This is a genomic window from Bacteroides ihuae (genome assembly GCF_900104585.1).
Taxonomy (GTDB): Bacteria; Bacteroidota; Bacteroidia; order Bacteroidales; family Bacteroidaceae; genus Bacteroides; species Bacteroides ihuae.
The window spans coordinates 65363-91322 of the sequence record NZ_FNVX01000004.1 but is presented as its reverse complement, the minus strand read 5'-3'; the positions used below and the strand labels follow the sequence as shown (position 1 = coordinate 91322).

The 25960-nt window shown below is 38.2% G+C and carries 20 protein-coding genes; 8 read left to right on the top strand and 12 right to left on the bottom strand.

The features are described 5' to 3' along the window. Positions 1-14: 14 nt before the first annotated feature. Complete coding sequence (locus BQ5338_RS01275; RefSeq protein ID WP_071145027.1) at positions 15-626, bottom strand: nucleotide exchange factor GrpE; 612 nt, start codon at positions 624-626, stop codon at positions 15-17. 221 nt (positions 627-847) lie between these two features. Between BQ5338_RS01275 and BQ5338_RS01270 the strand changes: the two genes are divergently transcribed. After that, complete coding sequence (locus BQ5338_RS01270; protein WP_071145026.1) at positions 848-2467, top strand: ABC-F family ATP-binding cassette domain-containing protein; 1620 nt, start codon at positions 848-850, stop codon at positions 2465-2467. A 106-nt stretch (positions 2468-2573) separates the two neighbouring features. Here the strand turns inward: BQ5338_RS01270 and BQ5338_RS01265 are convergent, their stop codons facing one another. Beyond that, positions 2574-3614: a leucine-rich repeat domain-containing protein gene (locus BQ5338_RS01265; RefSeq protein WP_071145025.1), complete on the bottom strand. Its 1041-nt coding sequence runs from the start codon at positions 3612-3614 to the stop codon at positions 2574-2576. Positions 3615-3723: 109 nt separating this feature from the next. Between BQ5338_RS01265 and BQ5338_RS01260 the strand changes: the two genes are divergently transcribed. Then, a complete protein-coding gene (locus BQ5338_RS01260; RefSeq protein WP_071145024.1) occupies positions 3724-4602 on the top strand; it encodes a CPBP family intramembrane glutamic endopeptidase in 879 nt (292 codons plus the stop codon). A 41-nt stretch (positions 4603-4643) separates the two neighbouring features. Here BQ5338_RS01260 and BQ5338_RS01255 read toward each other — a convergent pair whose 3' ends face one another. After that, positions 4644-6779 (bottom strand): Tex family protein, encoded by a 2136-nt coding sequence (locus tag BQ5338_RS01255; RefSeq protein WP_071145023.1) that lies wholly within the window; start codon positions 6777-6779, stop codon positions 4644-4646. 96 nt (positions 6780-6875) lie between these two features. Here BQ5338_RS01255 and BQ5338_RS01250 point away from each other — a divergent pair, with 96 nt between their 5' ends. The 4 genes from BQ5338_RS01250 (at position 6876) to BQ5338_RS01235 (ending at position 11978) form a co-directional block, all read left to right on the top strand. After that, the gene (locus tag BQ5338_RS01250; protein ID WP_071145022.1) at positions 6876-8810 is read left to right on the top strand and encodes a sensor histidine kinase; all 1935 of its coding nucleotides are present in this window, start codon (positions 6876-6878) and stop codon (positions 8808-8810) included. A 6-nt stretch (positions 8811-8816) separates the two neighbouring features. Next, the gene (locus tag BQ5338_RS01245) at positions 8817-10553 is read left to right on the top strand and encodes a bifunctional metallophosphatase/5'-nucleotidase (protein WP_071145021.1); all 1737 of its coding nucleotides are present in this window, start codon (positions 8817-8819) and stop codon (positions 10551-10553) included. Positions 10554-10614: 61 nt separating this feature from the next. Then, the gene (locus BQ5338_RS01240; protein ID WP_071145020.1) at positions 10615-11103 is read left to right on the top strand and encodes a GAF domain-containing protein; all 489 of its coding nucleotides are present in this window, start codon (positions 10615-10617) and stop codon (positions 11101-11103) included. Next, positions 11091-11978, top strand: coding sequence for an AraC family transcriptional regulator (locus tag BQ5338_RS01235; protein WP_071145019.1), 888 nt, complete (start codon positions 11091-11093; stop codon positions 11976-11978). Before BQ5338_RS01240 ends, BQ5338_RS01235 begins: the two co-directional genes overlap by 13 nt. A 30-nt stretch (positions 11979-12008) precedes the next feature. On the opposite strand, the gene BQ5338_RS01230 is transcribed toward BQ5338_RS01235, so the two are convergent. Genes BQ5338_RS01230 through BQ5338_RS01220 form a run of 3 tightly spaced genes read right to left on the bottom strand, consistent with a single transcriptional unit; the run spans position 12009 to position 17434 of the window. After that, positions 12009-13280 (bottom strand): TolC family protein, encoded by a 1272-nt coding sequence (locus BQ5338_RS01230; RefSeq protein WP_071145018.1) that lies wholly within the window; start codon positions 13278-13280, stop codon positions 12009-12011. Between the two features lie 39 nt (positions 13281-13319). Beyond that, complete coding sequence (locus tag BQ5338_RS01225) at positions 13320-16412, bottom strand: efflux RND transporter permease subunit (protein WP_071145017.1); 3093 nt, start codon at positions 16410-16412, stop codon at positions 13320-13322. Beyond that, entirely contained in the window at positions 16409-17434 is a 1026-nt protein-coding gene (locus tag BQ5338_RS01220; protein ID WP_071145016.1) for an efflux RND transporter periplasmic adaptor subunit, read from the bottom strand. The genes BQ5338_RS01225 and BQ5338_RS01220 overlap by 4 nt, the downstream gene beginning before the upstream one ends. 172 nt (positions 17435-17606) lie before the next feature. On the opposite strand from BQ5338_RS01220, the gene BQ5338_RS01215 reads away from it, so the two are divergent. Beyond that, positions 17607-18485, top strand: coding sequence for a helix-turn-helix domain-containing protein (locus tag BQ5338_RS01215; RefSeq protein WP_071145810.1), 879 nt, complete (start codon positions 17607-17609; stop codon positions 18483-18485). Positions 18486-18586: 101 nt separating this feature from the next. On the opposite strand, the gene BQ5338_RS01210 is transcribed toward BQ5338_RS01215, so the two are convergent. The 4 genes from BQ5338_RS01210 to BQ5338_RS01195 all read right to left on the bottom strand — a co-directional run bounded on the left by BQ5338_RS01210 (position 18587) and on the right by BQ5338_RS01195 (position 21428). Next, entirely contained in the window at positions 18587-18991 is a 405-nt protein-coding gene (locus BQ5338_RS01210) for a DUF4878 domain-containing protein (RefSeq protein WP_071145809.1), read from the bottom strand. Positions 18992-19024: 33 nt separating this feature from the next. Further along, positions 19025-19657, bottom strand: coding sequence for a YiiX/YebB-like N1pC/P60 family cysteine hydrolase (locus BQ5338_RS01205; RefSeq protein WP_235816353.1), 633 nt, complete (start codon positions 19655-19657; stop codon positions 19025-19027). A 234-nt stretch (positions 19658-19891) separates the two neighbouring features. Further along, the gene (locus BQ5338_RS01200; protein ID WP_071145014.1) at positions 19892-20473 is read right to left on the bottom strand and encodes a Crp/Fnr family transcriptional regulator; all 582 of its coding nucleotides are present in this window, start codon (positions 20471-20473) and stop codon (positions 19892-19894) included. A 37-nt stretch (positions 20474-20510) separates the two neighbouring features. Next, a complete protein-coding gene (locus tag BQ5338_RS01195; RefSeq protein WP_071145013.1) occupies positions 20511-21428 on the bottom strand; it encodes a cation diffusion facilitator family transporter in 918 nt (305 codons plus the stop codon). A gap of 99 nt (positions 21429-21527) precedes the next feature. Between BQ5338_RS01195 and BQ5338_RS01190 the strand changes: the two genes are divergently transcribed. Continuing rightward, positions 21528-21938: a BT0820 family HAD-type phosphatase gene (locus tag BQ5338_RS01190; RefSeq protein WP_071145012.1), complete on the top strand. Its 411-nt coding sequence runs from the start codon at positions 21528-21530 to the stop codon at positions 21936-21938. A 458-nt stretch (positions 21939-22396) separates the two neighbouring features. On the opposite strand, the gene BQ5338_RS01185 is transcribed toward BQ5338_RS01190, so the two are convergent. Then, positions 22397-24397 carry a glycoside hydrolase family 97 protein gene (locus tag BQ5338_RS01185; RefSeq protein WP_071145011.1) on the bottom strand — a complete coding sequence of 667 codons (2001 nt, stop codon included), beginning with the start codon at positions 24395-24397 and terminating at the stop codon, positions 22397-22399. A 54-nt stretch (positions 24398-24451) separates the two neighbouring features. Further along, entirely contained in the window at positions 24452-25867 is a 1416-nt protein-coding gene (locus BQ5338_RS01180) for a sialate O-acetylesterase (RefSeq protein ID WP_071145010.1), read from the bottom strand. Positions 25868-25960 lie beyond the last annotated feature (93 nt).

Sequence of the window (25960 nt, the reverse complement as noted above, 5' to 3'; positions counted from 1 at the left end):
TTTATGCTTAGTTGTTATTCTCCCACAACTACTTTAGCATGGCGGATAACTTTTTCGTTGAGTGTGTATCCGGTTTGTACGCAGTCGAGTATCTTTCCTTTCAATTCTTCCAAAGGAGCCGGAATAACAGCAATAGCTTCATGAAAATCGGTATCGAGTTCTTTTTCTTTTGTTTCTATCACTTTTACTCCACTCTGTCCTAATATGCCAATGAATTTATTATGGATAAGGGCAATTCCTTCTTTTACAGCTTCAATATCAGTTGCTGTTTCCATCATTTTCACAGCACGCTCAAAGTCGTCGATAATAGGAAGCATACTACTAATACTTTTCTCGCTTCCATTTAAGATGAGTTCAGCTTTCTCTTTTATTGTTCTTTTCCGATAATTATCAAACTCGGCAGAAAGGCGCAGATATTTATCTTTTTGATCTTCTATCTGAGCGAGCGCTTCTTCCAGTTGTTTAGCTAGCTGCTCTTCTGCGAGCAATGGAGATGCTTCTTCTATAACTTTTTCAGTGGCTATCTCTTCATTTGTTGTGTTTTGTAGATCTTCTCCTACTGAATTGTGCGTTGTTTCCACTTTTAAGTCTTCTTCCTTTATTGTTTCTTTGTTGTTCGAATTCATATCTTTATTATTATTTTTCTGGTTATGCAAATCTCTTTCTCTAACAATTATGAATCATCTATAATCCATCAGTTTTACAGCAAAAACTTTGCCAGTTTCTATCTCTTGCCATAACGGACGGCAAAGGTAGTGTATTTATGCCAGATTGACACATCCCGTTTGTCGCATTATTCATTAAAAATGTCTACCTTTGCACTGAAAATTAAAACAAAGAAGATAGGATGATCACAGTTTCGAATGTTTCAGTACAATTTGGGAAAAGAATATTGTTTAATGAGGTGAACTTGAAATTCACTAGTGGTAACTGTTATGGAATTATTGGAGCTAATGGCGCAGGAAAATCAACGTTTTTGCGTACTATATATGGCGACTTGGATCCGACTACTGGCTCAATCTCGTTAGGTTCTGGTGAACGTTTATCTGTTCTTAGTCAGGATCACTTTAAATGGGATTCTCATACGGTAATGGATACGGTAATGATGGGACACACGATTCTTTGGGATATTATAAAACAACGTGAAGTACTTTATGCTAAAGAGGATTTCACCGATGAAGACGGACTTAAAGTTTCGGAATTAGAGGAGGCTTTTGCCGAATTGGATGGTTGGAATGCTGAGAGTGATGCAGCATCTCTACTTAGTGGTTTAGGAGTTAAAGAGGATAAACATTATATGTTGATGGGTGAGCTTAGTGGTAAGGAAAAAGTACGTGTGATGCTTGCGCAAGCGCTGTATGGTAATCCTGATAACTTATTGCTTGATGAACCGACCAACGATCTGGACATGGAGACGGTTACATGGTTGGAAGAGTATCTTGCAGGATTTGAACATACAGTATTGGTTGTTAGTCATGACCGTCACTTCCTTGATTCAGTGTGTACACATACAGTCGACATCGATTATAGCAAAATAAATATGTTTGCCGGTAACTATAGTTTCTGGTATGAATCGAGCCAACTTGCTTTGCGTCAACAACAAAATCAGAAGGCTAAGGCCGAGGAGAAGAAGAAGGAATTGGAAGAGTTTATTCGTCGCTTTAGTGCTAATGTGTCTAAAAGTAAGCAAACTACTAGTCGTAAAAAGATGCTTGAGAAACTTAATGTTGATGAGATAAAACCTTCATCTCGTAAATACCCGGGTATTATTTTTACTCCAGAAAGAGATCCAGGTAATCAGATTCTTGAGGTTGCAGGTCTAAGTAAGACAACGGAAGAAGGAGTAGTGCTGTTTGGTGATATTAATTTCAATATAGAAAAAGGCGATAAAATAGTCTTTTTATCACGTAACTCAAGGGCGATGACGGCCTTTTTTGATATAATCAATGGAAATCTGAAGGCTGATGCAGGCCACTTCAATTGGGGAGTAACTATAACTACAGCATATTTGCCCGTGGATAATACCGAGTTTTTTAATTCTGATTTGAATTTGGTTGATTGGCTTGGTCAGTTTGGTGAAGGAAATGAAGTATATATGAAGGGCTTTTTAGGGCGTATGTTATTCTCGGGTGAAGAAGTTCTGAAGAAAGTAAATGTGCTTTCGGGCGGTGAGAAAATGCGTTGTATGATTGCTCGCATGCAGCTTAAAAATGCAAACTGTCTCATTCTTGATACTCCTACCAATCATTTGGATTTGGAATCGATACAAGCATTCAATAATAATTTGAAATCTTATAAAGGAAATCTGCTATTTTCGTCTCATGACCATGAGTTTATACAAACGGTAGCCAATCGTATTATCGAACTTACTCCGAATGGCGTCATTGATAAGATTATGGAATATGATGAATATATTACATCTGATCATATAAAAGAGATTCGCAAGCGAATGTACGGAGAAGATTAATTGCCGAAATTATAGATAAAAAATTACCTCGTTATAAATAATCTTTTGGATATTATAACGAGGTAATTTTTTATCTACGTATTTTATTATTGAGAGGAAGAATTCTTTATTTATAAATTAGTTTACTGTTCTCATCGCCAAATAGATTATCACCCAATGTTGTTATTCTATTGCCAGTAGCCACAATATGGCGAAGATTGTTACATCCCATGAATGCACCATATTCAATGGCTGTTACGCTACTGGGAAGTTCAATTGTACCGCAAAGTCTCCCACAGTTGCTAAATGCGCGTTGGCCGATGGTCTTTAATTCATGAGGCAGCTTAATCTTTAGTAAATATTTCTTTTGCGAAAAGGTGAATTCTGGAATATTAATCGCATTTGTTCTTGTTAAATCAATGGATACCAGATTGGGCATATAGTCGCATATTAATTTAAAATCTGCATTATCCATTTTCCCTTCAATCGTTAGAAAATTAATATTTTTAGGCTGTAGGCCAGCTTTAATGATTTCATTCTCAAGACTTCCCATCAATCCAATCTGTACGTTTGTAGCCAAAGGATCTCCTTCTATAAAGGCAAACTTCTCCCATCTATTTTTCATTCGGTACTCATCGCTGCTGCCTAGTGGAATAAATATAGCGGTAATGCTATCAGCCAAACCTTCAGGTAAGAGGTTGGGCGGTGTTTTCTTTTTTATTTGGCAGATGCGTAAATTTTCGCATCCTTTAAAAGCTGCGTCTTCTATGTTTCGTATTTTTTCCGATAGTATTACTTTAATCAGAGTCTGTTTACCCTTATAAGTACCCTTTTCTAATTTGCAAAATGCGTAAGCTGGAATGCAATTGGGAGGGTATACATAGAATTTGTCGGAATAAGTACCCTTTTTACCTACATACATTTTAATTTGGGCATTGGAAATGTCTAGTACCTGAAGCTGATCAAATTCATCTCGTAGATGTTTAAAATCTATTGCATTGATTTTCCCGGTAAGCGTAAGGTGCGTTACGTTACGTGCCTCCTCTTCACTTAGCTGAGAGATCATCGTTCCTGGTTTAGGCACAAAAAAAGTTTTATTTACTTGGGCGGTGATTCCTGCAATGTTTGCAGTGAGAGCCATGATGGCGAACAAATGTTTTATTTTCATGGTTTAAAATGAATGTTTAGACAAATATAGTGATATACTTCAGTAAGATATGAGCTTTTTGTTTTTTATAGCTATTTTTGCTGTTAGATTAACAAATTATTATGCAATTATGGAAAATAAAACTTTAGTCCGTCCAATGTTTCCTGTATGGGCTAATGTATTGTTATATACTCTTGCTTCGATTCTTTTAATGAGTGTATTTTTAGTATTCGTTTCTTTGGCTTTTAGGACGTTCACGGGGCAGTTTGACATGTTACAGCAATTTTTATCAAGCTTTGCTATGTTTCTAGGTGCTTTCATTCCAGCTGTTCTATTTATTCTATACCTTGATCGTCGCCCACTATCTGATTTAGGATTTGGACTGAGAGGTCGAGGACGCGACTTTCTTCTTGGGGTTAATTTAGCCTTGTTGCTTTATCTTGTTGGATTTGGAATTTCCCTGCTCTTGGGCGTTGTAGAGGTTACGAACATTCATTTTGATGGAGGAATACTCTTGGGTAGCTTTTGTGTTTTTATCGTAGCTGCACTAATGGAAGAAGTAATGATACGCGGTTACATACTTTCACACCTAATGTCGTGCATGAATAAATTTATGGCTTTGTGCGTTTCTTCTTTTGTTTTTGCGTTGATGCATTTGTTTAATCCTAATATATCTTTTCTTCCAATATTCAACATTTTTTTAGCTGGATTGATGTTAGGAGCAGCCTTCCTTTATACCCGAAATCTCTGGTTTCCTATTACCTTGCATATCTTTTGGAATTGGTTACAGGGTCCAGTGCTTGGCTACGAAGTGAGTGGTGCCAAACTCTTTCCTTCAATACTCACTCTGCGTTTACCCGAAAAGAATATCATTAACGGTGGAGATTTCGGCTTTGAAGGATCCATTATCTGCACTGTATTGCTGATAGCCACTACAGGGGCTATCATTTATTGGTTTGAGAAAAGGAGTGCCCAAGAAAGCGAGTGTGTAGAGAACTCCAAAGTTTAAGCCCTTATCTGAAATTAGCTGAAGGACTTTCTTTTATCTTTTTATTTATTTTGTTCTACTCCAATCATCGTTAGTTGTATACGCTTTCTTTCCATATCTACACTAAGCACTTTTACCATTACATGTTGATGGATAGAGACTATTTCTGTAGGATCCGTAATATACTTCTCGGCTAATTGAGACAGATGTACCAATCCATTCTCTTTAATTCCTATATCGACAAAAGCACCAAAATTTGTGATGTTGCCTACGATACCCGGAAGTACTATTCCTTCAGATAAATCATTAATGTTACGTACATTCTTGTCGAACTCAAAAACGCGTATGGTTTGTCGCGGGTCTCTTCCCGGCTTGTCTAGCTCTTGCATAATATCATGCAGTGTAGGTAATCCCACTGAGGAGGTGATATATTGTTCCAGATTAATTTGCAGTCTTAATTCTTTGTTCGTGATCAGTTCCGATACAGTGCATTTTAGATCTTTTGCCATTTTCTCAACGATGCAATAGCTCTCAGGGTGAACAGCCGTATTGTCTAACGGGTTACTAGCTTGTGGAATACGCAGAAAACCCGCACATTGCTCAAACGCTTTAACACCCATTCGTGGGACGTTCATTAATTCCTTACGTAGGTGGAAAGCACCGTTTTCTGATCGGTAATTTACGATATTCTGTGCCAATTGAGGGCCCAATCCCGACACATATGTTAGCAAATGGCTACTGGCCGTATTCAGATTTACTCCTACAAGATTCACACAATTTTCTACAGTCTGATCAAGAGACTTTTTTAGTTTTAACTGATCTACATCGTGTTGATATTGACCCACGCCTATTGACTTAGCATCAATTTTCACTAGTTCAGCCAATGGATCCATCAGACGGCGAGCGATGGAAACAGATCCTCGCACAGTGACATCGTAGTCGGGGAATTCATCTCTAGCTATTTTTGATGCTGAATAAATAGATGCTCCTTGTTCGCTCACTACAAAGACTCTCACTGGTCGATCAAATTGTTGTTTCGTAATAAAATATTCTGTTTCCCGACTCGCTGTTCCATTGCCAATGGCTATAGCCTCTATATTATATGCCTCTATCATTTTTCTTAATTTGGAAGCAGCTTCTGCTTGTTTATCTACTGGGGGATGTGGGTATATATTCTCGTTGTGCAATAGGTTTCCCTGTTCATCAAGACAAACCACTTTGCATCCTGTGCGGAAACCGGGATCAATGCCTAACACCCTTTTTTGCCCCAGTGGAGCCGCCAAAAGTAGCTGGCGAAGATTCTCGGCAAATACACGTATAGCTTCTTTGTCGGCTTTTTCTTTGCTCATGTTTCCAAATTCAGTTTCAATAGATGGCTTCAATAATCTTTTGTAAGCATCCTTGATAGCTTCTGCTACATATCTTCCACATTCATTGTTGCTATGTATAAATATCCTTTTTAACTGTTCCATGCATTCTTCATCATCTGGGGTGATGGATATTTTGAGTAATCCTTCTGCCTCACCTCTGCGAATGGCCAATAATCTGTGTGATGAACAACGATTTAAAGGCTCTGAAAAATCAAAATAATCACGATACTTACTTGCTTCTTCTTCTTTGCCTTTTATTACTTTAGCCGAGACAACAGCTTGACGGTTGAATTTATTTCTGATTTGATTGCGGGCACGTTCATCTTCGTTCACTATCTCGGCAATGATGTCTTGTGCACCTCTTATCGCTTCATCGGTATCTCTTACTTCATTTGTTACAAAAGATTTAGCTTTGCCCATTATGTCGTTTTCTCGTTGCATTAGCAGTAGCATTGCCAATGGTTCCAATCCTTTTTGACGAGCCATTTCAGCTTTGGTTTTTCTTTTCGGCTTGTAAGGTAAATAGATATCCTCCAATACAATAGAGTCCCATGTTTCAATGATGCGTTTTTGTAGTTCAGGAGTTAATTTTTCTTGCTCGTTGATTGTACTTATAATGGTTTCTTTACGCTTGTTTAGTTCACTAAGTTTCTCGTATCGTTCTTGTATGTTTTCTATTTGGACTTCGTCTAGTCCTCCAGTTGCTTCTTTTCTATATCTGCTAATAAACGGAATTGTTGCTCCTTCTTTAAGTAAAGTTAGCGTGCTTTTGATTTGTCTTTCCGATATGTTCAAAGTAGAAGATATCATGTTGATAAATAGTTCCATTTTTTAATTTTTTGTGATATTAATTTGCAAATGTATTCATTTAATCTTTTATAAACTGCAACTTTATGTTATATTTGCACCTCAGATAGAATGAAAATGTCAATACCCCCTACGATTGTGTCAAACTATTTTAGGCTAAATTTACTCTCTCTATTTCTTATGCTATTTCTTATCACTTCGATAAGCGTCTTTGCTGCGGACAAAAGTCATTCTATCCTGATTATCAGTTCATATAATCCGGATGCTCATCCTACCTCGGCTAATATTTCTGATTTTATGGACGAATATCACAAACTTGGTGGAACTCGAAATGTGATTATTGAAAATCTTAATTGCAAAAGTTTTTCGGAATTTGCGTCCTGGAAAGTAAAAATGAAGAGCCTTCTTCAGAAGTATACAGGTAAAATGAAACCAGAGGCCATGATTCTGTTGGGACAGGAAGCATGGGCATCTTACTTATCTCAAAAGGATTCTCTTATAAACGATGTACCGGTTATTTGCTGTATGGTTAGTAAGAATGCCATCTTATTGCCAGATAAGCCTATCTCTTTGCAAAAATGGATGCCGGAATCTGTTGATTTTTTTTCTGATTCGTTAAAGCATCAAGTTAAGGCCGGATTTATGTATGAATATGATGTGCCTGGGAATATCAATCTTATAAAAAGAATCTATCCTAATACCAGAAATATAGCCTTTATATCTGATAATAGCTATGGGGGCGTATCTTTGCAAGCTCATGTAATAAAGGAAATGAAGAAATTTCCTGATTTGAAGCTGATTCTTCTCGATGGTCGTTCGCATACTATTTATACTATTGTTGAGGAATTGCGTAAACTGCCTCCAAATACTGCAATTTTGTTAGGTACTTGGAAGGTTGATATGAATGAAGGTTATTTTGTGCATAATGCGGCATATGTTATGATGGATGCGAACCCCAAAACTCCTGCCTTTTCTTTAACTGTCACAGGATTTGGTTATTGGGCGCTAGGTGGCATTATGCCAAATTATCATATTTTTGGTAGAGATTTGGCTCGTCAGATAATAAAAATACAAAAGAATCCTCGGTCGAAGACATTGCATGTAGAGGTTGTAAAGAACAAACTATTGCTCGATTATGAGGTCGTTCAAAAAAGAGGCATTGATTTGTCTGTTCTAGGTGAAATGAAATATGATTTTGTAAATAAACCGACTCCTTTTTATGAACAATACAAATATTTTTTGCTAGGAATTACGGCTTTTCTGATATTCTTGATACTAGCCTTATTCATTTCTTTGTTATTCTATTTTAGAACAAAAAAATTGAAAGACAACCTCGAGATATCCGAAAGAGAACTCCGCATAGCGAAGGATAAAGCTGAAGAATCAAATAGATTGAAAACAGCTTTTCTGGCAAATATGAGTCACGAGATAAGAACACCTCTGAATGCAATAGTCGGTTTTTCGGAGGTATTAGTTTCAGGAGGAAATACGGAAGAGGAACAACGTAATTATATTGACATTGTTAAAACCAATTCAGATATGCTTTTGAGGCTGATAAATGATATTCTTGATGTGTCAAAGCTCGAGAGCGATAGAGTCCAATTTGAATATGAAAAGAACGATGTTATTTTACTGTGCCGTCAGATTTTAACTTCTCTTGATTTTGCCAAGAAATCTAACAATAAGTTTTTATTTTCTTCTTCTCATGAAACGTTTGAGCTAAAAACCGATGTAAACCGTTTACAACAAATTCTTTTCAATTTACTTTTTAACGCTAACAAATATACTGATTCTGGTGTGATTAAATTGGAGTTTATTGCTTATGAGAGTTTCGTGGAGTTCTCCGTCACTGACTCTGGGTGTGGAATACCTCAAGATAAACATCAGCAAGTGTTTGAGCGATTTACAAAGTTGAATGAATATTCTCAAGGTGCCGGTTTAGGACTTTCAATATGCCAGCTCATTGTTGCTAAATGGGGAGGAGATATTTGGGTAGACACAAGTTATCATGACGGAGCTCGCATTGTATTTACACATCCAATTAAAAATTAATAAAGTATGCATTTAAAATATTATTTATTATCTCTTTCTGTCTCATTTTTTTGCTTTAGTTTAAATGCGCAAAAGAAAGAAGTGAAACTGAAATTTGTGGAAACAAGTGATATTCACGGTAACTATTTTCCTTATAGTTTTATTCAGCAGAAAGAATGGGTTGGTAGCCTATCTCGTGTTCATGCAATGGTTCAGAGCGAAAGGAAAATTTATAGAAATAATTTAATCTTACTTGATAACGGCGACATACTTCAGGGACAACCTTCTTCATACTATTATAATTTTATTGATACAGTTTCTCCCCATGTTTGTTCTGAGATAATGAATTTTATGGGTTATAATGCCGGTAATATGGGCAATCATGATGTTGAGACGGGTCATAAAGTTTTTGATCGCTGGATTAGCCAATGTCATTTTCCTATTTTGGGTGCTAATATAATACGTACATCCGATAGTAATACTTATCTGAAACCTTATGTAGTCTTTAAGAGAGATGGAGTTAAAATTGTTGTTTTGGGAATGGTTACTTCGGCTATTCCGGTTTGGCTATCAGAGAATCTTTGGTCGGGAATGCGTTTTGATGACATGGAAGAGACTGCTCGTAAATGGATGAAGGTTATTCGTGAGAAGGAAAAACCTGATGTGGTAATCGGCCTTTTTCACTCTGGACAAGAGGCAATGATGCTTGGTGGTAAATACAGAGAAAATGCTTCATTAAGCGTAGCCTGTAACGTGCCTGGATTTGACGTTGTGATGATTGGCCATGATCATATTCCCGACTGCCAAAAAGTGATGAATGTGGTAGGAGACTCTGTACTGATTATCAATCCGGCTAATAACGGAGTGTTGGTGGCTGATGTTGATATGGTATTTAGCTTAATAAATGGGAAAGTTAAGAGCAAGCGTGTAAGCGGAACTCTTACGGAAGTAGCTAAGTATGGAGTGAGCCAAGAATTTATGACGAAATTTGCACCTCAATACGATGCTGTGCAAAAATTTGTATCAAAGCGGTTGGGGTACTTTACTAAAACGGTTAGTTCTTGGCCTTCTTATGTTGGACCATCTTCATTTGTTGATTTAGTTCATCAATTGCAGTTGAGTATTTCTGGCGCTGATGTATCTTTTACAGCTCCACTTTCTTTTGATGCTGAAATAAAGAAAGGAGACGTGTATGTAAGCGACATGTTTAATCTTTATAAATATGAAAATATGCTCTATACTATGCGACTTTCTGGTAGAGAGATTAAAGATTATTTGGAAGAATCATATTACTGGTGGACAAATCAAATGAAATCACCTTGGGATCATTTGGTCTGGTTAAATGATAATTTCTCTACCAATGAAGAACGTACTACTTTTAAAAACTTTAGTTTCAATTTCGATTCTGCAGCCGGAATAGTTTATACTGTAGATGTTACTCAACCTAAAGGCCACAAAATAACGATTGTGAGCATGGCAAATGGAACTCCTTTCCTGATGGATCGTATGTATAAGGTGGCAATAAATTCTTACCGTGGTAATGGAGGGGGAGAACTGCTAACAAAAGGAGCAGGTATTCCTCAAGATGAACTTAAGAAGAGAATAATTGCATCTACAGATAAAGATCTCCGATTTTACATGATGAAGTACATAGAAAAGAACGATACTCTGTGTCCACAATCCTTAGGACATTGGAAATTTATTCCTGAAGAGTGGACTGCGCCGGCTGCAAAGAGAGATGCCCGCTTATTATTCAGTCATTGAAATCGACTGTCTTAATCACTGTCTTTTTTATTAATTATATAATTACTAGTAATATATCCAAATGGCTGAAGAACTAATATTTATATCGGGTAGCAAAGAAGAACAATATACCTCCTTGCTGCCACAAATACAATCTCTAATCAAAGGAGAAAGCAATCTGGTGGCCAATCTGGCAAATGTTTCTGCTGTTTTAAAGGAGTCATTTGATTTCTTTTGGGTAGGTTTTTATCTTGTAGAGCATGAAGAATTGGTTTTAGGTCCATTTCAAGGATCGGTCGCTTGTACCCGTATCAAGTGGGGTAAAGGTGTTTGTGGTGCAGCATGGCAACAGGCTGTCACTCAATTAGTACCGGATGTAGATGCTTTTCCGGGGCATATTGCTTGTAGTTCATTTTCTCGTTCTGAAATAGTTGTTCCACTATTGAACAATGGCGAAGTCTGGGGAGTTTTAGATATAGATAGTGACAGAATCAGTTTCTTTGATGAAGTAGATACACTATTTCTTGAGAAATTGTGTAATGATATACTTATTGAATTATGCCCAAGATAACAAATCCAAATTTTTTAGCAGCTAGAAGTTCTTCAAATAGTAATTTTATTGATGATGATTTTGCTTTATTTGATGATGTGAAGGACTTTCCATTGTATGATTATCCAGAAAGATTGGAAACTGCCGCAATAGTGCTCTGCTTGCAGGGTAAATGGCAGTTGGATATAGATTTGAAGAAACAACAACTTTCCTCGGGGTCTCTGATGCTTATTATGCCCGAGCAGATTTTTCAGAGTGTTGAGGTTAGTTCTGATTTTTCGGGAATCATTATTTTGATGTCTAAAAGATTCATAGACAATATCTTTCCCAAATTGAAAGGCTTATTGCCCTTCTTCTTCTATCTAAAAGAGCAGCCATGCATTAGTATTGACGAAGAAGATCAGAAATGCATTATGGACTATTATACTTTTTTGCTCAGAAGAGCAATGCAAAGTGACAATCACTGTCGTAAGGAAATAGTTCATGGACTGGTTTTAGCCTTGTTTTATGATGTATATAATATTTATAAGAAACAAATGCCTCAGGTGGTGGTCCATGAAAGTCGCAAAGAAGAACTTTTTGAGCAATTTTTCCATCTGTTAAACAGTACTTTTCGTAAAGAAAGAAATGTAATCTATTATGCTGATAAACTGTTTCTTACCCCTAAATACCTCTCAAGAGTGGTGAAAGAGGTGAGTGGTAAAACTGCCGGAGATTGGATTGATGAATTTGTTATTCTCGAAGCAAAATCGTTACTCAAATCTACAGGGAAGAGCATTCAGGAAATAGCCGAGGAACTTCATTTTGCTAATCAATCTTTTTTTGGTAAGTATTTTAAGCATCATACTGAATTATCTCCAAAGGAATACCGTAGAAGTGACGGATGCGTTGAATAACACTCCTCACTCTTATAGCCTATTTTTTACTCATCGTCCTGTTGCTTGCAAGTACTGAGTTTGCTTTACTAGATGTTGCATATAAACATCTGTATATTGATCGCGACTTTGTTGCAGCAACATTTGCGAATCTAATAGATCACTTAGAGTTACCGTACCTGCCTTGTAGTAATCCGTGTTCAATCGTACATTTTCAGTAGCTGTTATAACAGATTCTTCAGCTAATTTCACCTGTTTGTATGATTCGGTTAAATCATTCCATAGCTTCTGCATCTGAATAATCAGTAGATCGGATGAATTTTTTCGATTGTTCTCAGCAATTGTAGTTTGTAGATTCTGTTTTTTGATGGTATGAGAGCCACCCCACCAATCAGATATAGGAACAGAAATGGTGGTGAAAACTATACCAAAAGGGTGATCTTTATCCATTAGATTATCGTACATATATCCAGCACCTATCCCCACGGTAGGCATATATTTGCCTGCGGCTATTTTCTTTTGCAAATGACTAGCTTCCACACTTTTATTTAGCAACTGATATTCGGGCGTTTTTATCAAGGCTGAGTTGTGGTCAGTTTTGTAAATCTCAGGAGAAGACAGCTCATCAAAAGGAGTTGTTTCGATGCTGAAATTATCTTGTTCCAAACCAATGTATTGGCCTAACAACATTTTGCAGATGCTAAGCCCATTCTCTACTTGCAGCCGATTGCTAGTTACGCTGTTTCTCTTTAGTTGTACTTGTAGTAGATCATTTCTATTGTTTACTCCTGCCTTTACCGCTGTCTCTACATCCTTATACAAGCTATTAACTAATTGTTCTACTATTTCGATCGTTTTTAGCTTTTCTTGTAAAGAGATTATTTGTCGATAGTATTGTTCAGTAGTGAGTAGGACTTCCTTTTCCGATTGTTCCATTTGATAACCGCTTACTTCTACACCTAATTTTGCCAGTTTGTTGCCATTTACGATTTGTCCGCCGGCAAAAATTGGCTGAGTGGCGGTAACCCCACCTAGGAGACCGTTCTTCAGCATTGATATTTCCATTCCGGGAGCCAGTTGCATATTCAATAACGCCTTATTGGCATTAAACCAGTTTCCTGAGGCGCTAACTTTAGGAAAGAAATTAGTAAATGCTTCCTTCTGTGTTTGATGTGCGCTTTTTATCTCCAAGCGTGAATTTTTTACTCTTATATTATTTTCTAGGGCTAGTTTGCGACACTGTTCTAGCGTGTATCGTTGTTGGGCAGCTAGCGTAAAACTACATATCCCCATGAGTATAGTCAGGATGATTTTATTTTTCATTTTTCAATATTTGTTTATGAGTAAATAAACTGTTTTTGTTTATTGAATGAATGTTTTGACCTTCTTTCGGTCGCTGTTTCTAAATATGATCCAATAGGCTACTGGTAGCACCGTGACCACTAGCACCATTGACAGCAGGGTGCCGAAGAATATGACAGTTCCCATAGGAGCCCATAAAGCACTTTTACCTAAAATCATAGGAATCACACCCATTGATGCGGCGGCAGAGGTGAGAAAGATAGGGCGCATTCTTCTTTTTCCCGAGTGCAAAGCAGCTTCCCGAACACTAAGGTTTTGCTCTCTGCGTAGTTCTTCCGCATAGTCGAGCATGATGATGCCGTTTCGCACAAGGATACCCATCAAGCTCACGATGCCTAAAATCGCAGTCATACTCACTTCCAACCCCAATATCCAAACACCTAGTGCTGCACCCAACAAACTTAGCGTGGTTGACCCCAAAATAAGTAGTGCCATGTTTATCTTTCGAAAATGAAAGAGAAGAATGAAGAATATGATGACAACCGCAATAAGCAAAGCTGCAATAATTTGAGGCAAAGTTTCATTATCTGATTCTTCGGCACCTCCGTAGGATAACGTAACTCCTTTAGGTATAGCTACCTTACTTGTGATTGCTTTTAGTTTTGCAGTGGTGGCAGTGACATTCACATTTCGTTTTACGTCAGCGATCACAGAAAGGGTTCGTACTCCATTCCGTCGTACAATTTGTCCTTCTTTCCAATCGCCTTCTGTAGTAGCGACTTGTCTTAATGGAACTGAAACTCCACCTCCCCACGCCGGTAGATATTCATTTGGAATATCTTCAAAGTCTGCTTCTTTTGTGCCTCTGTCTGACTTCAGAACGACACTTATCGGGTAATCTTTTTCCCATACTGTTGTTAGCGGAACACCATCCCCAAAGCGCATTGCCATATTTATGGAAACACTAGTTCTACTTATTCCCAGTCGGGTTGCCTCGTCATCATTTAACTTAATGTTTACGCCTGGAAGTTGCTCACCATAGTTGGTGCGCAGAAGTGTCAGTTCATCTATTTTTCGAAGACATTTCAATAACGAATCGGCAGCTTGTTTCAAGTCTTTAATGCTATCTCCACTAATGCGTATTTCGATGGGGTAGGTAGCATCGGAATATTCCATTTGCTTAAATCGCACTCGTGCGTTAGGAAAATAATTGGAGTATTTTTCGCTATATTCATCTAATAATTCTGCTGTAACTTTGTTATTTTGTGTATTCACTATAAATTGACCATAATTACTTCCCGGTAATTGGGGAGCATAGGTGGTGTGAAACCTTGGTGAACTAGTTCCGATAAAAGAAGTTATGGAAACCACTCGCTTATCTCGTTTCAAAATATGCTCCATACTGTCTGCTACTGCAGCTGTTTGTTCAATAGCGGCCCCTTTAGGTAAATAAAATTCTATGGCAAATTGATTACGCTCTGCAATAGGCATAAGGCGTTGAGGAAGATTGGCAAACAGTAAGACTCCTATTAGTATGCATCCCACTCCAATAGCCAATGTTGCTTTAGGCCATATGAAGCAGAAATCAAGTAATTTTTCATATCCTTTTTGCATCAAGTCGAGAAAGTTCCTTTTTTTCTTTTTTTCCTGAGTTTTGAGGCCTTTTCGGATAAAGAAATACTGCATAAATGGTACTAGTAGCACAGCAACTAGTAGAGATACAGCCAGAATAATGCTGATGGCCCATGGAAATGACTTCAAGAAATCATTGTACATGCCCGTTGTGGTGAATAAAAATGGAAAGAATGTGATGCTGATGGCCAGTGTAGCCGAAAATATAGGCTTGAGAAATTCTCTGGCACTCGCTATGGCGGCATGCCAGCGAGAGACTCCTTCGCCAATTTTTTCCAAATACGAATCAAGGATAACAATGGAGTTATCCACAATCATGCCTAGCGTTACGATTAGCGCAGCCAATGTCACAGTATTAAGTTCTATGCCGAATGCATAGAACAGCCCTAATGAAATAAAGATAGAAATAGGTATGGTTGAAGCTGCTACAGTTGCCACCTTGAATGGCATCAAAGCCATTACAACCAAAATTACGGCAATGATGGCGATGAAGAGTTCTTCCAAAAATGTACTTACTGAGTCACCTACCACTTGAGATTGGTCAGTAATCTTATATATTTTCACATCATTCGGCAGTTCCTTTTTGTATTCATCCAATACTTGGTTTACATCCTTGCCCATCTTTACAATGTTGTTCCCTTCACGCATTTCCATGGATAACAAGATGCATTTCTTTCCATTGTTTTTGATGTAGGAGTCCGGGTCCGGATACTCTTTCACAATGCGAGCGATATCTTTTAAGCGGATAACATTTCCTTGTGGGTCTGAGTAAACGATCTGTTCGGCAATATCTCGTTCGCTGTTATATGATTTTGCAATATGGATAGGCGCTACGAATTGCGAATTGTCTACCGCGCCACTCATGGTGATAAATCCCTGTGAAAATAGGCTCATACTGAGGGTAGTGCTTCCTATGCCATAAGCAGCCAGTTTCTTTTGATCTACGTAGACGCTTATCTGTTCTTTTTGCAAACCATAGCGGCGTAAGTTTGACACTGCATCTATTCTTCTTAATCGACTCTCAAGGCCTTCTAAATATTTTTCTAGTTCCCTGTAGGTTTTATCTTCCGACTCCAATGTTATTAACATAGCCGATGTATCTCCAAAATCATCGTTAGCTTGCAAAGCCAATACTCCTGAAGGTAGCTGACTTTTAAACTGAGCCAGTCCATGTTTGAATTTAGACCAGAATTCGTCTTTGTTCTTTATATTGTCATTCAACTCTACATTAATAAAAACTATCCCATCTCGGCTTTGCGAGTAAGTTTTCCTTTTCTTGACTTCTTTGTAGCTAAATATAAAGTTTTCCAATGGTTTGGCTAGTTGTTCTTCCACTTCATCTGATGTAGCCCCCGGATAAACTCCTATTACCAATCCTTGCCGTACAGTAAATGTGGGAAATTCCTGTTTAGGCATCATATATAATCCATATATGCCGAAAAGCACCAATAAAGAAGTGATGAGAATGACGATTTGTCTGTATCTCATTGCCAGTTCTATAAATCCCGCTTTCTTTTTCATCTTACTACAATCTTCGTTCCTTCACTCACTTTTTGGTTTCCTTCTGTGATAACCAAATCTCCTTGTTCCAATCCTTTAGTAACAATAATACCCCTTTGCGTCAACGCACCGGTTTGTATTACCTTGAGTGTAGCTTTTCCGTTTTTTGATAGCCATACAAAGCGTGTTCCTTCGGGTTTTAACTGCACAACACTATTCGGAATAATTATTTCCGGATTCTTATCCATTCTCCTCAATGTGACGCTGCATACCATTCCAGGCATCAACTCTTGTTGGGCGTTAGTCAACTTTATCTTCACTTCGTAAGTATGTGACAGTGGGTTAGCTACAATGCCTTTTTCCGAGACTATTCCTTCAAAAAGCCGGTTACCTAAAGCTGCTACGGATATGCTTGCCACTTGTTTTTTTTCAATGCCTGTAATCTCATTTTCGGGTACAGCTATTTTGATATTTACACTATTGATATCAGCTAGTTGCATCACTTCCACTCCTGGCATTACGTTCATTCCCGGCTCAACATTCTTTCGGGCAATTACTCCGCTGAAAGGCGCATATAATCCGGTATCCTTTGCGTTTTTTCGTGCAATTTGTTCCATGCTTTGTGCTTGTTGTAGCTTACTTTCCACCTCTACCCATTTTATTTCCGGAAGGCTACCACTCTCGTGCAATATATTCATTCTATCATAGGCATCCTGAGCTTGCTTTAGAGTAGCCAGTGATGCATTATAGGTGTTTTGCAAAGTTGCTCGATCTAGTGTAGCGAGCAATTTCCCTTTAGTGACTCTTTCACCTTCGCTAACTAAAACTTTGCTTACGTTGCCTATTACTTGGAAACTTAAAGACGATGAAGAATTTGCTTCTACAGTTCCTACATAATTTCTCCCATTTTGTATGGCTGTTGTGGTTACTTTTACCACCTTTACTGTAGTTACTTTATCAGTCTCAGATTGGCCTCTTTTTCTTGTGCAGTTTGAGAAGAGAATGGCACATATTACAATACTCACGTAAGCTGAAAGTTTCATACCTATTTGTTATTAGTGATTTATATTAAGATAAGCGGTGCAAAGATGGTACCTTTTATTTCCTTATAAAAGTTCTTGTTCTCATTATAATTGTTCTATTTGTCTGTTTTTAGGGTATTTGCATTTGGCATCTTCGAAAAGATTATATATGTTTGCAGCAAAAATGATGGGAATGGAAATAAATACGATACCTATGATGGATATTTCTGTGGCACAGGCTTGTCGAAATATGGATTCTATAGATAATAATTTTGCTATATTTAATGATATCACGGAAATTCCTTTACTGGAGTATCCTACTAGAGTAGATGTGGTTGTTTTGGCCGTTTGCCTAAGTGGTAATTGCCGTGTAGGAGTCAATCTGGAAGATTATATGTTATCGACCAGGCAAATACTCATAATTTTACCCGATCAGATTGTACAATGTGTAAGTCTCTCGTCTGATTTCTCAGGTGTATTTCTTGTCGTTACAAAAGTTTTTATGGATACCATCCTACCTCGTCTTAAAGAAATTCTTCCTTTATTCCTTTATCTTAAGAGCCATCCATGCATTGATCTTACTCAAGAAGAAATCGACGATATGGTTGAATATCATTCTTTTTTATGGAAAAAAGTGAAGATGACTAATAATATATTCCGCAAAGAGATAGCTCAAGGTTTGTTACTGTCTCTTTTTTATGATTTATATAACATTTGTGCTCCAAATATAAATTTGGTGGATAACGCACCAAATCGTCAGCAAGAAATTTTTGAGAAATTTCTCAATGAAGTAACATCGTTATACAAGTCGGAGAGGAGTGTCACTTATTATGCGAAGAAACTGTTTCTTACCCCTAAACATCTTTCTTGGGTGGTAAAAGAAGCCAGCGGTAAAACTGCAGGAGAATGGATTGACGATTTTGTGATTCTTGAAGCAAAAGCATTGTTGAAGTCATCTGATATGAATATTCAGCAAATAGCTGAAGATCTTCATTTCTCAAATCAGTCTTTTTTTGGTAAATACTTTAAGCATTATACGGGTATGTCTCCTAAGCAATATCGGAGAGCGTAATTTGGCTTTATTGCATGAAAAAGATATTCGCTATACGGAGCATGCCAAAAGCTAATTTCGAATCTATATAGCGAATGTCTTTTCTTTATTATTTCTTTATTCTATTTTTTCATAACGATTTTCCAAGTACCATCTTGTTTTACAAGATCAAAGTTATTGTCTTCCGTATCTCCGTTCCCATAGGTTTGTTTCAATACAACCTGAGCGGATTTTTTGTCCGAAGATATTGTCTCAGATAATATTTCGATGGTTTTGATTCCCCCCTTCTCTTCAATGGATTTTGATCCCTTTTCTTTTAGCAGAGCTACAATCATCTCTTTACTCTTTTTAACATCCTCCGGTTTAGCTTTTTCATCAAGTACAATGGCATTTGCAAATTTATCATATTCTCCTGATTGAATATAACCGGCATATTTTTTTGCGGCTGCCCCTGGAGAATCGCTTGAACAAGCTGTTGCCAGAAACATGGTCATGGCAAATAATCCTAAATAAAAAACATTTTTCATAAACATATTTTTTGTAGGTTAATAAATGAAGATTTATTCAAAATGAAATATAGAATTCAGTTTATCGCTTTGTTGTATGTCCCCCGGCAGCAAATATCTTTCATTAAATCCCGGTATGTTTATCTTACTATATTCTCCTTTTGAAAGGTCTATTCTCTCTTTTTTGTATACAAAATAGACTAATTCAGTGCAATACATTTTTGTCGAATCTTCAAGATTATAGTCATGATCGAATAAGACTCTTTTTTTTAATAAACGTATGGCTTCTTTTGCTGCGTTCTTGCTTTTTAAGGGTTCATTCTTTACTCGCATTATAGCTCCGCATATTGCCCTTTGCTTGCTGAAAAAGATTTCAATTGTTTCCATTTTTATTCTATCTGGATCTCCTTTGAAGTCAGGTTCCCCCGGTACAGCGTGCACTACCTTCCATATCCCTTTATCCTTTACTATAATGCCAATATGTGAGTATACTCCTCTTCTGTCGGTACTTAATATCGCTCTACTTGCCAAACCGCTTCCCCGTCGGAAAACGATGTCACCTTCTTGCAAAAGGCTATCTGGAAATTGACGCCTGTTATTATTCTCTTCTTTGCCGTGATTACATCCTGAGAGTAAAGAGGAAGCAAATATTACTATGAATATAAGATTTGTTTTCGTTCTTTTCAATATGCTAAATTGCTATTTCTTGAGAAAAACAAATATATACAATTTATTTCGAATGGTACAGTGAAAGAAGAAAAAAGGCAATATTGCCTAATTGCAATATTGCCTTTTTTGAAATTGTTACCTAAAAACTAATCTTTATCCTTATTTAAAACTACCTTTTGTGTATGCAAAGATAAGTGGTTTATTTCAAATGGCATTTGACATAAATCAAATAATGCCCCGAACAATATTTTTCTATAGACTTCCTGCTCTAACTCGACTTAATGTTTCTGGAGTCATTAATAAATAAGAAGCAATGTATGATAGCGGAGCCCGCTTTATGACTTCCGGATAGGTTTTCATTAATAAGTTGTAGCGCTCGCGTGCAGTTTCAAAACGCCAGGAATCAGCCTTTATCTGGGATGTAATGAGTGAATATTCCAATACCTTTCGATAGAAGATATTAATCTCTTTCACATTTTCGGTCAGCTTAAGTAAGGTGTCATAGGGTAGGAGGTATACGATGGATTGTTCCAGCGTTTCAGCTACTAATCTGGTTGGTTCTTGCTTGAGTAGGCTTTCAATGCACATTAAGATGCAACCCTCGTAAGAAAAGTGTTCAGTAACCTCTTTACCGTTTTTGAAATAGTATTGGCGAAGCATTCCTTTGGCAACAAAGACCATGTGTCTACTTGTTTGTCCTTCGTGAATCAGCATTTCGCCTTTATTCAGATTACGTTGCACTAGTACACTTTCCAATATCTTTCGTCCTTCCAGGCTCATTTCCGGATACCTAGAGTTGACTACTGCATCTATTGTCTCTTTCATCATTTCCATATCCTCTTTTTTTTGATCGTTATGAAAATTAATCCTTTTATAAAATATCTTTGTTCAAGCCAAATTTCTCTTCCTGATGATGTTTGCCCTTAGGCTCTACATGTACCACGATATCGTACACATTCTCTATAGAGCGCTTAATGCTATGCTCTACTTCGTTGGATATTTCGTGTGCTTCGTTGAGCGTAAGGTTACCGTCGGTTTCAATATCAAGCACAATCATATACATGTTTCCTATCTGACGTGAACGCACCCGATGAGGATTGCTGGCTCCGGGCACCTGTTCAACAGCTTCGAATATCTTTTTATAAATAGAAGTATCTTTTACGCCATCCATCAAGGTTACGTTGCTTTCCCAAAAAATATCGATAGACGATTTTATGATATACAAACTAATAATTAAACCAGTAATAGAGTCGAGAAGAGGCATGTCAAGTATGAAAGTGAACACCAAGCCAAGTAAAACGCCACTAGAAATGATCACATCATTGCGCATGTTTTTTGCGTTGGCTATAAGCATGGAACTTTCGGCTCGTTTGCCTTGGTTAAATTGATAGTATGCTAATCCTAACTTTCCCACCATGGATAATACGGTAACGTAGATAGCTATGACCGATGGTAATTCTCGAGGCTCTGCTAAAATAATCGTTTTACCTGTAGAAATAAGCATCTGTATGCCTGCAAAGAAGATGACAAAAGAGAGCACTTTGGTGGCCACGCTATCAGCCTTCTCGTATCCATAGGCATAATTAGAGTTAGGAGGACGACTCACAATGCGTGCGGTGAATAGAGTGACAAAAGAGATAACAACATCCGTAGCAGAGTCAATCCCATCTCCTAATACGGCTAAACTGCCTGCATACAAGCCAATGCCCATTTTAAGAATGGACAAAATAGCATTACCGATTATACTGACCCACGAGGCACGAATTAAAATCTTTTCTCTCTCTTTCATTCTATTTTATGCGTAAGAAGGTACAAAGATAACAGTATTCATAGATTTTTTGTGTAATTTTGCCGAAAGTTCAATTTTTAAAGAATAAGGTTTAAGACAATGATAATTGCTGTAGATTTTGACGGAACGCTCGTAGAGCACTGTTATCCAGAGATAGGAAAGGAAATCCCATTCGCCATCGATACGTTGAAGATGCTTCAACGAGATAGGCATAAGTTGATTATGTGGACGGTACGCGAAGGTCGACTGCTTGATGAAGCAGTGGAATGGTGCCGGGAAAGGGGTATTGAGTTTTATGCTGTGAACAAAGACTATCCGGAGGAAAGCCTTGAAGATAATGGGTTTTCGAGAAAGCTAAAAGTGGATTTATTTATTGATGACCGTAACTTGGGTGGTTTACCCGATTGGGGAGTAATTTACCGGATGATAAAAGAGAAAGTTGGCTTTGAAGAGGTGTATAGCGATATGCCGGAACAACCTGTGGCTCGTAAAAAACGTTGGTGGTTCTGATCTCTTTTTTTGAAATTCTAGTTTACGGATAATTCTCGTCTTACATAATATACTAGATCAGCGTGTTGGTCTAGTATATTCTATCTATTCCCATTTCGGGAACTCTCATACTACCGCTGTCTATCAAACCAATATCAAGCCGTTACTTTTCCACTTCCGAAAACAGTAATAGACGTATTTAATAGCGATGTCTTTTAATTAAGCGCATTACACTTGGAATGAACTCTAATGAAGCTTTTAGTGAGCTATTTGTCAATTTTCAAGAAATCATTCAATGCCTCTCTACAAGCGTTGTGAGAGGGGTCTGCTGAACTAACTAGTTCAGCGCGGTGAATTAACTAGTTCACCACGCTTAACTAGTTAATTCACCGCGCTGAAGTAGTTAGATCTGTTTGGATTGTATTATATGTAAATAAATAGTGATAATGAGCTTAACTAAACTACATTGCTACCAAAACTTATTCTCCTTCCAGTTGCAATGCAAATCCCCCACCGGGTGCAAGATGAACTTCCAACTTTTTATCAGGAGTGATGGTGAAGCTTTCTTTTTTGTAATCGCGTCCGTTACGATGAGCATTTATTCCGTCTTTGAACAATGTAGCAGCATAGCTTTTGTTTGTCAGAAAACTAAGATCGAGCGTAATGTCTCGCTGACTCCAATCGTTCAGGCCGCCAATGTACCAGCTGTTACCTTTGCGACGGGCCGTGACAATGTATTTACCCATCTCACCAGAAAGAACTTTGCTTTCGTCCCAAACGGTTGGGACACCAGTAATGAAGGCCAGCGATTCAGGTTCGCGCATGTAGTTGGATGGTGCATCGCACAGCATGTTGAATGGTGACTCAAACACAATGTACATGCCTAATTGGTGGCAACGTGTACCCTGACTCATTGGCTCTGAGTTGCAAGGGAAATAACTTCCTTTAGCGGCATTTCGCATTGCACCTTGTGTATAGTCCATTGGTCCGGCTACCTGACGAATATAAGGTAGAGTTACATCATATTTCACCTGATCTACACTAGCAGGACTCCATTTCATTTGTTCCAGACCGTGTACTCCTTCAAAATTGAGCACGTTAGGGTAGGTGCGATTCATTCCGGCAGGCTTATACATGCCATGAAGATCGAGTATAAGGTGATATTTAGCACATGTTTCTGCAGCGCGTTGGTTAAAGGCCACCATTTCCTGATCATCCCGATCCATGAAGTCAACCTTAAATCCTTTAACTCCCATTTCAGAATAGAGACGGCAAATGTTCTCCATATCACGATTGAAAGCATAGAAACCTGCCCAAAGGATGATACTTACCTTCTTAGTAGCGGCATAGTCAACTAGTTCTTTGACGTTGATTTCTTTCACTACCTGAGTAAGATCGCCCTTGAGATTGACAGCCCAACCTTCGTCTAAAATAACATATTCGATGCCATGAGCAGAAGCAAAATCAATATAATATTTGTAAGTATCATTGTTGACACCCGATGCAAAGTCTACTCCGTAAATGTTCCAGTCATTCCACCAATCCCACGCAACTTTGCCGGGCTTAATCCATGAGGTATCACTTACTCGTGAAGAAGAAGCTAGCTTGTAGGTCATATCACTGTTGGCCAGTTCTTTGTCGGTTTCCGCAATAATAGCTACTCGCCAAGGGAAACTGCGTGGCCTATCTACTTTCGCTACATAATGTTCACGCTGTTGAACAATGAGTTGGAGCATGTTGTGCCCACCTTGTACCGTCTTTTTGGGATATTGTGGTTGAACACCTGTAAGAGTGTTGTTTCCTGAAGCATTGGTGAGGTAGAGACCCGGATAGTTTTCCAAATTGGATTCTGTGATACAAATCTTCTTTCCTCCATCAACCTCTACCACTAAGGGTAGAAACATCAATCTCTCTTTGTTGAGTGCAGAAATCTGGCTGGTAGTATAGGTGTTTTCAAAGGAATTAGCAAACTGAGATTCATAGTCTCCGTCATTGCCGCGAGCTACGTAGGGTACGGTAGCTTTGAAATCTTTACCAAAACAATAAGCCACTGTCTCACTTTGAATGGTGAAAGGCTGTTTACGAGCATTGACGAATCGATAGGCCACTCCATCATTGTAAGTACGGAACTCTACGCTCCATTGTTTTTTGAAGGTAAGTGTCAGCTCATTGTATTCGTCCCCAATCTGACTTCTTTTATAAAACGGCGAGGTGATTATTTGCTTCACCTGCTTGGTTTTACTTTTTGCTTTGCCGACATTTTCTCCCCATACTTCTCCTGTGCTTAACATCAAAGAAAGTGGTGAAGGTTCTAGAAGAATCTCTCCGTCGTGGTCTATGGAATAAGTTAGTTTGTTGCCTGCTTCTATGGTCGTTTTTATTCGTCCGTCCGGTGAGGTGAGCACATATTGTTTCTGTGCGAAAGTAGCACAAGAAAGCAAACTACATAAGATGAAGAGTCGATTTCTCAGTTTATTCATTAGAGTCGATTTCTATTAGATTAATTAGATACCTATCGTTTTGCAAATTCTCCCTTACCAATTATCTGTTCGGAAGGGATAGAGTGGTTGTTCGCGATGATTGTAGAGGTTACCTGGCAAGAAGTTACGGAAACCATAGCGTACCGCTACAGGAGTGTCTACTTTACTGCTGCTGACAATGATGTGTTGATTCCAGTCGGCTACAGCGTTAGCAGGATAGAATATTTTATCTGCTCCGGCAATCTCAAATCCCACGATATCTTGCATCCGACTGAATCCATCTGCTGCGTTGTCAAAACTTAGTATAACTTTTCCCTCTTTAACTTCCATCGACTTGTATGCCGGACCATGATCTGATATTCCTTTTATGCCATAAGTGCGGCTTAGTGCCATGTAACAAAGGCGTTGACCAACTAAAGTTTTGTTGCGTGGATGTATATTGCCTGCCTCATAAGGTTCTACCAAATCATTGGTAGAGATCATACCACTTGAAGGGATGAGCGCTTGCGCTTTGAATTGAGCTTCACGTAAGTAAGCAGCTATATCTCCTTCACCATATTGAAAAGGTGCAATTTCTACAAAATAAAAAGGTAGTTCGCCCAATGCCCACTCTTTACGCCAAAGATTGACCATAGTGGCCAGGCGCTCGGCATAAGTGGCTTGTTTACCTATATTTGACTCTCCCTGATACCAAAGAAAACCTTTGATGGTATAGTTTTGAAGCGGTTTGAGCATGCCGTTATACATGATCATCGGTTGCATATATTCAGCTCCATCTTTGCTTCCGGCTTTCTTTAGATCAATGTCAGGATAGTTTTTCAGAATATCTTCGGGCAACCAACCTTCTACTGTTGATCCGCCCCAACTGCAATTAATGATTCCTATGGGAACATTGAGCGCAGTGTGCAAGGCAGTAGCAAAGTGGTAAGCAGTGGCGCTGAACCATTGCGCATTTTCAGGATTACATTCCTGCCATTTTCCGGCACAAGTCTCCTGAGGAGTGAGAGCCGCTGTTTTAGGTACGGTGGCAAAGCGAATCCCCATGCGGTATTCTGAAGCGTTGGCTATGGATTCATTAGCATCCAGAATGGGGCAATTAGTGAAACCGTTGAGTGGCATCTCCATGTTTGATTGTCCGGAACAAAACCAAACTTCACCAATGAGTATGTTGCTTAATTCGGTCGTTTCTCCATCGCTGAGTTTGATGCTTTGAGGAGCGTAACTGGCTTTAGGAGTGTTGACGGATAACAACCAACGACCATCAGCATCGCTACGGGTGGTGTATGCTTGTTGTTTCCACGATACTTTAATTGTAATAGGAGTACTTACTTTGGCTTTACCCCAAAGTTTTACTTGTGTGTTTTGTTGCAATACCATGTTGTTGCTTAGAATATCCGGCAACTGTACTTTGGCGCATAGAGCCGAAGTGAAGAGGGTAAGTAATAGAGAATAAATAACTTTTTTTTTCATGGAATATTGAATTAGAAATAACAAATGGTTGATAATTATTTACGAATATAATGAGAATATATGGATTATAGTAATAACTATTAATAAAGTATT

Coding starts and splice junctions, on each gene's coding strand:
- BQ5338_RS01275 (WP_071145027.1), bottom strand. CDS start 626: ATGAATTCGAACAACAAAGAAACAATAAAGGAAGAAGACTTAAAAGTG.
- BQ5338_RS01180 (WP_071145010.1), bottom strand. CDS start 25,867: ATGAAAAAAAAAGTTATTTATTCTCTATTACTTACCCTCTTCACTTCG.
- BQ5338_RS01235 (WP_071145019.1), top strand. CDS start 11,091: ATGCCCAAGATAACAAATCCAAATTTTTTAGCAGCTAGAAGTTCTTCA.
- BQ5338_RS01220 (WP_071145016.1), bottom strand. CDS start 17,434: ATGAAACTTTCAGCTTACGTGAGTATTGTAATATGTGCCATTCTCTTC.
- BQ5338_RS01255 (WP_071145023.1), bottom strand. CDS start 6,779: ATGGAACTATTTATCAACATGATATCTTCTACTTTGAACATATCGGAA.
- BQ5338_RS01190 (WP_071145012.1), top strand. CDS start 21,528: ATGATAATTGCTGTAGATTTTGACGGAACGCTCGTAGAGCACTGTTAT.
- BQ5338_RS01250 (WP_071145022.1), top strand. CDS start 6,876: ATGTCAATACCCCCTACGATTGTGTCAAACTATTTTAGGCTAAATTTA.
- BQ5338_RS01200 (WP_071145014.1), bottom strand. CDS start 20,473: ATGGAAATGATGAAAGAGACAATAGATGCAGTAGTCAACTCTAGGTAT.
- BQ5338_RS01270 (WP_071145026.1), top strand. CDS start 848: ATGATCACAGTTTCGAATGTTTCAGTACAATTTGGGAAAAGAATATTG.
- BQ5338_RS01215 (WP_071145810.1), top strand. CDS start 17,607: ATGGAAATAAATACGATACCTATGATGGATATTTCTGTGGCACAGGCT.
- BQ5338_RS01195 (WP_071145013.1), bottom strand. CDS start 21,428: ATGAAAGAGAGAGAAAAGATTTTAATTCGTGCCTCGTGGGTCAGTATA.
- BQ5338_RS01245 (WP_071145021.1), top strand. CDS start 8,817: ATGCATTTAAAATATTATTTATTATCTCTTTCTGTCTCATTTTTTTGC.
- BQ5338_RS01240 (WP_071145020.1), top strand. CDS start 10,615: ATGGCTGAAGAACTAATATTTATATCGGGTAGCAAAGAAGAACAATAT.
- BQ5338_RS01265 (WP_071145025.1), bottom strand. CDS start 3,614: ATGAAAATAAAACATTTGTTCGCCATCATGGCTCTCACTGCAAACATT.
- BQ5338_RS01260 (WP_071145024.1), top strand. CDS start 3,724: ATGGAAAATAAAACTTTAGTCCGTCCAATGTTTCCTGTATGGGCTAAT.
- BQ5338_RS01210 (WP_071145809.1), bottom strand. CDS start 18,991: ATGAAAAATGTTTTTTATTTAGGATTATTTGCCATGACCATGTTTCTG.
- BQ5338_RS01185 (WP_071145011.1), bottom strand. CDS start 24,397: ATGAATAAACTGAGAAATCGACTCTTCATCTTATGTAGTTTGCTTTCT.
- BQ5338_RS01225 (WP_071145017.1), bottom strand. CDS start 16,412: ATGAAAAAGAAAGCGGGATTTATAGAACTGGCAATGAGATACAGACAA.
- BQ5338_RS01230 (WP_071145018.1), bottom strand. CDS start 13,280: ATGAAAAATAAAATCATCCTGACTATACTCATGGGGATATGTAGTTTT.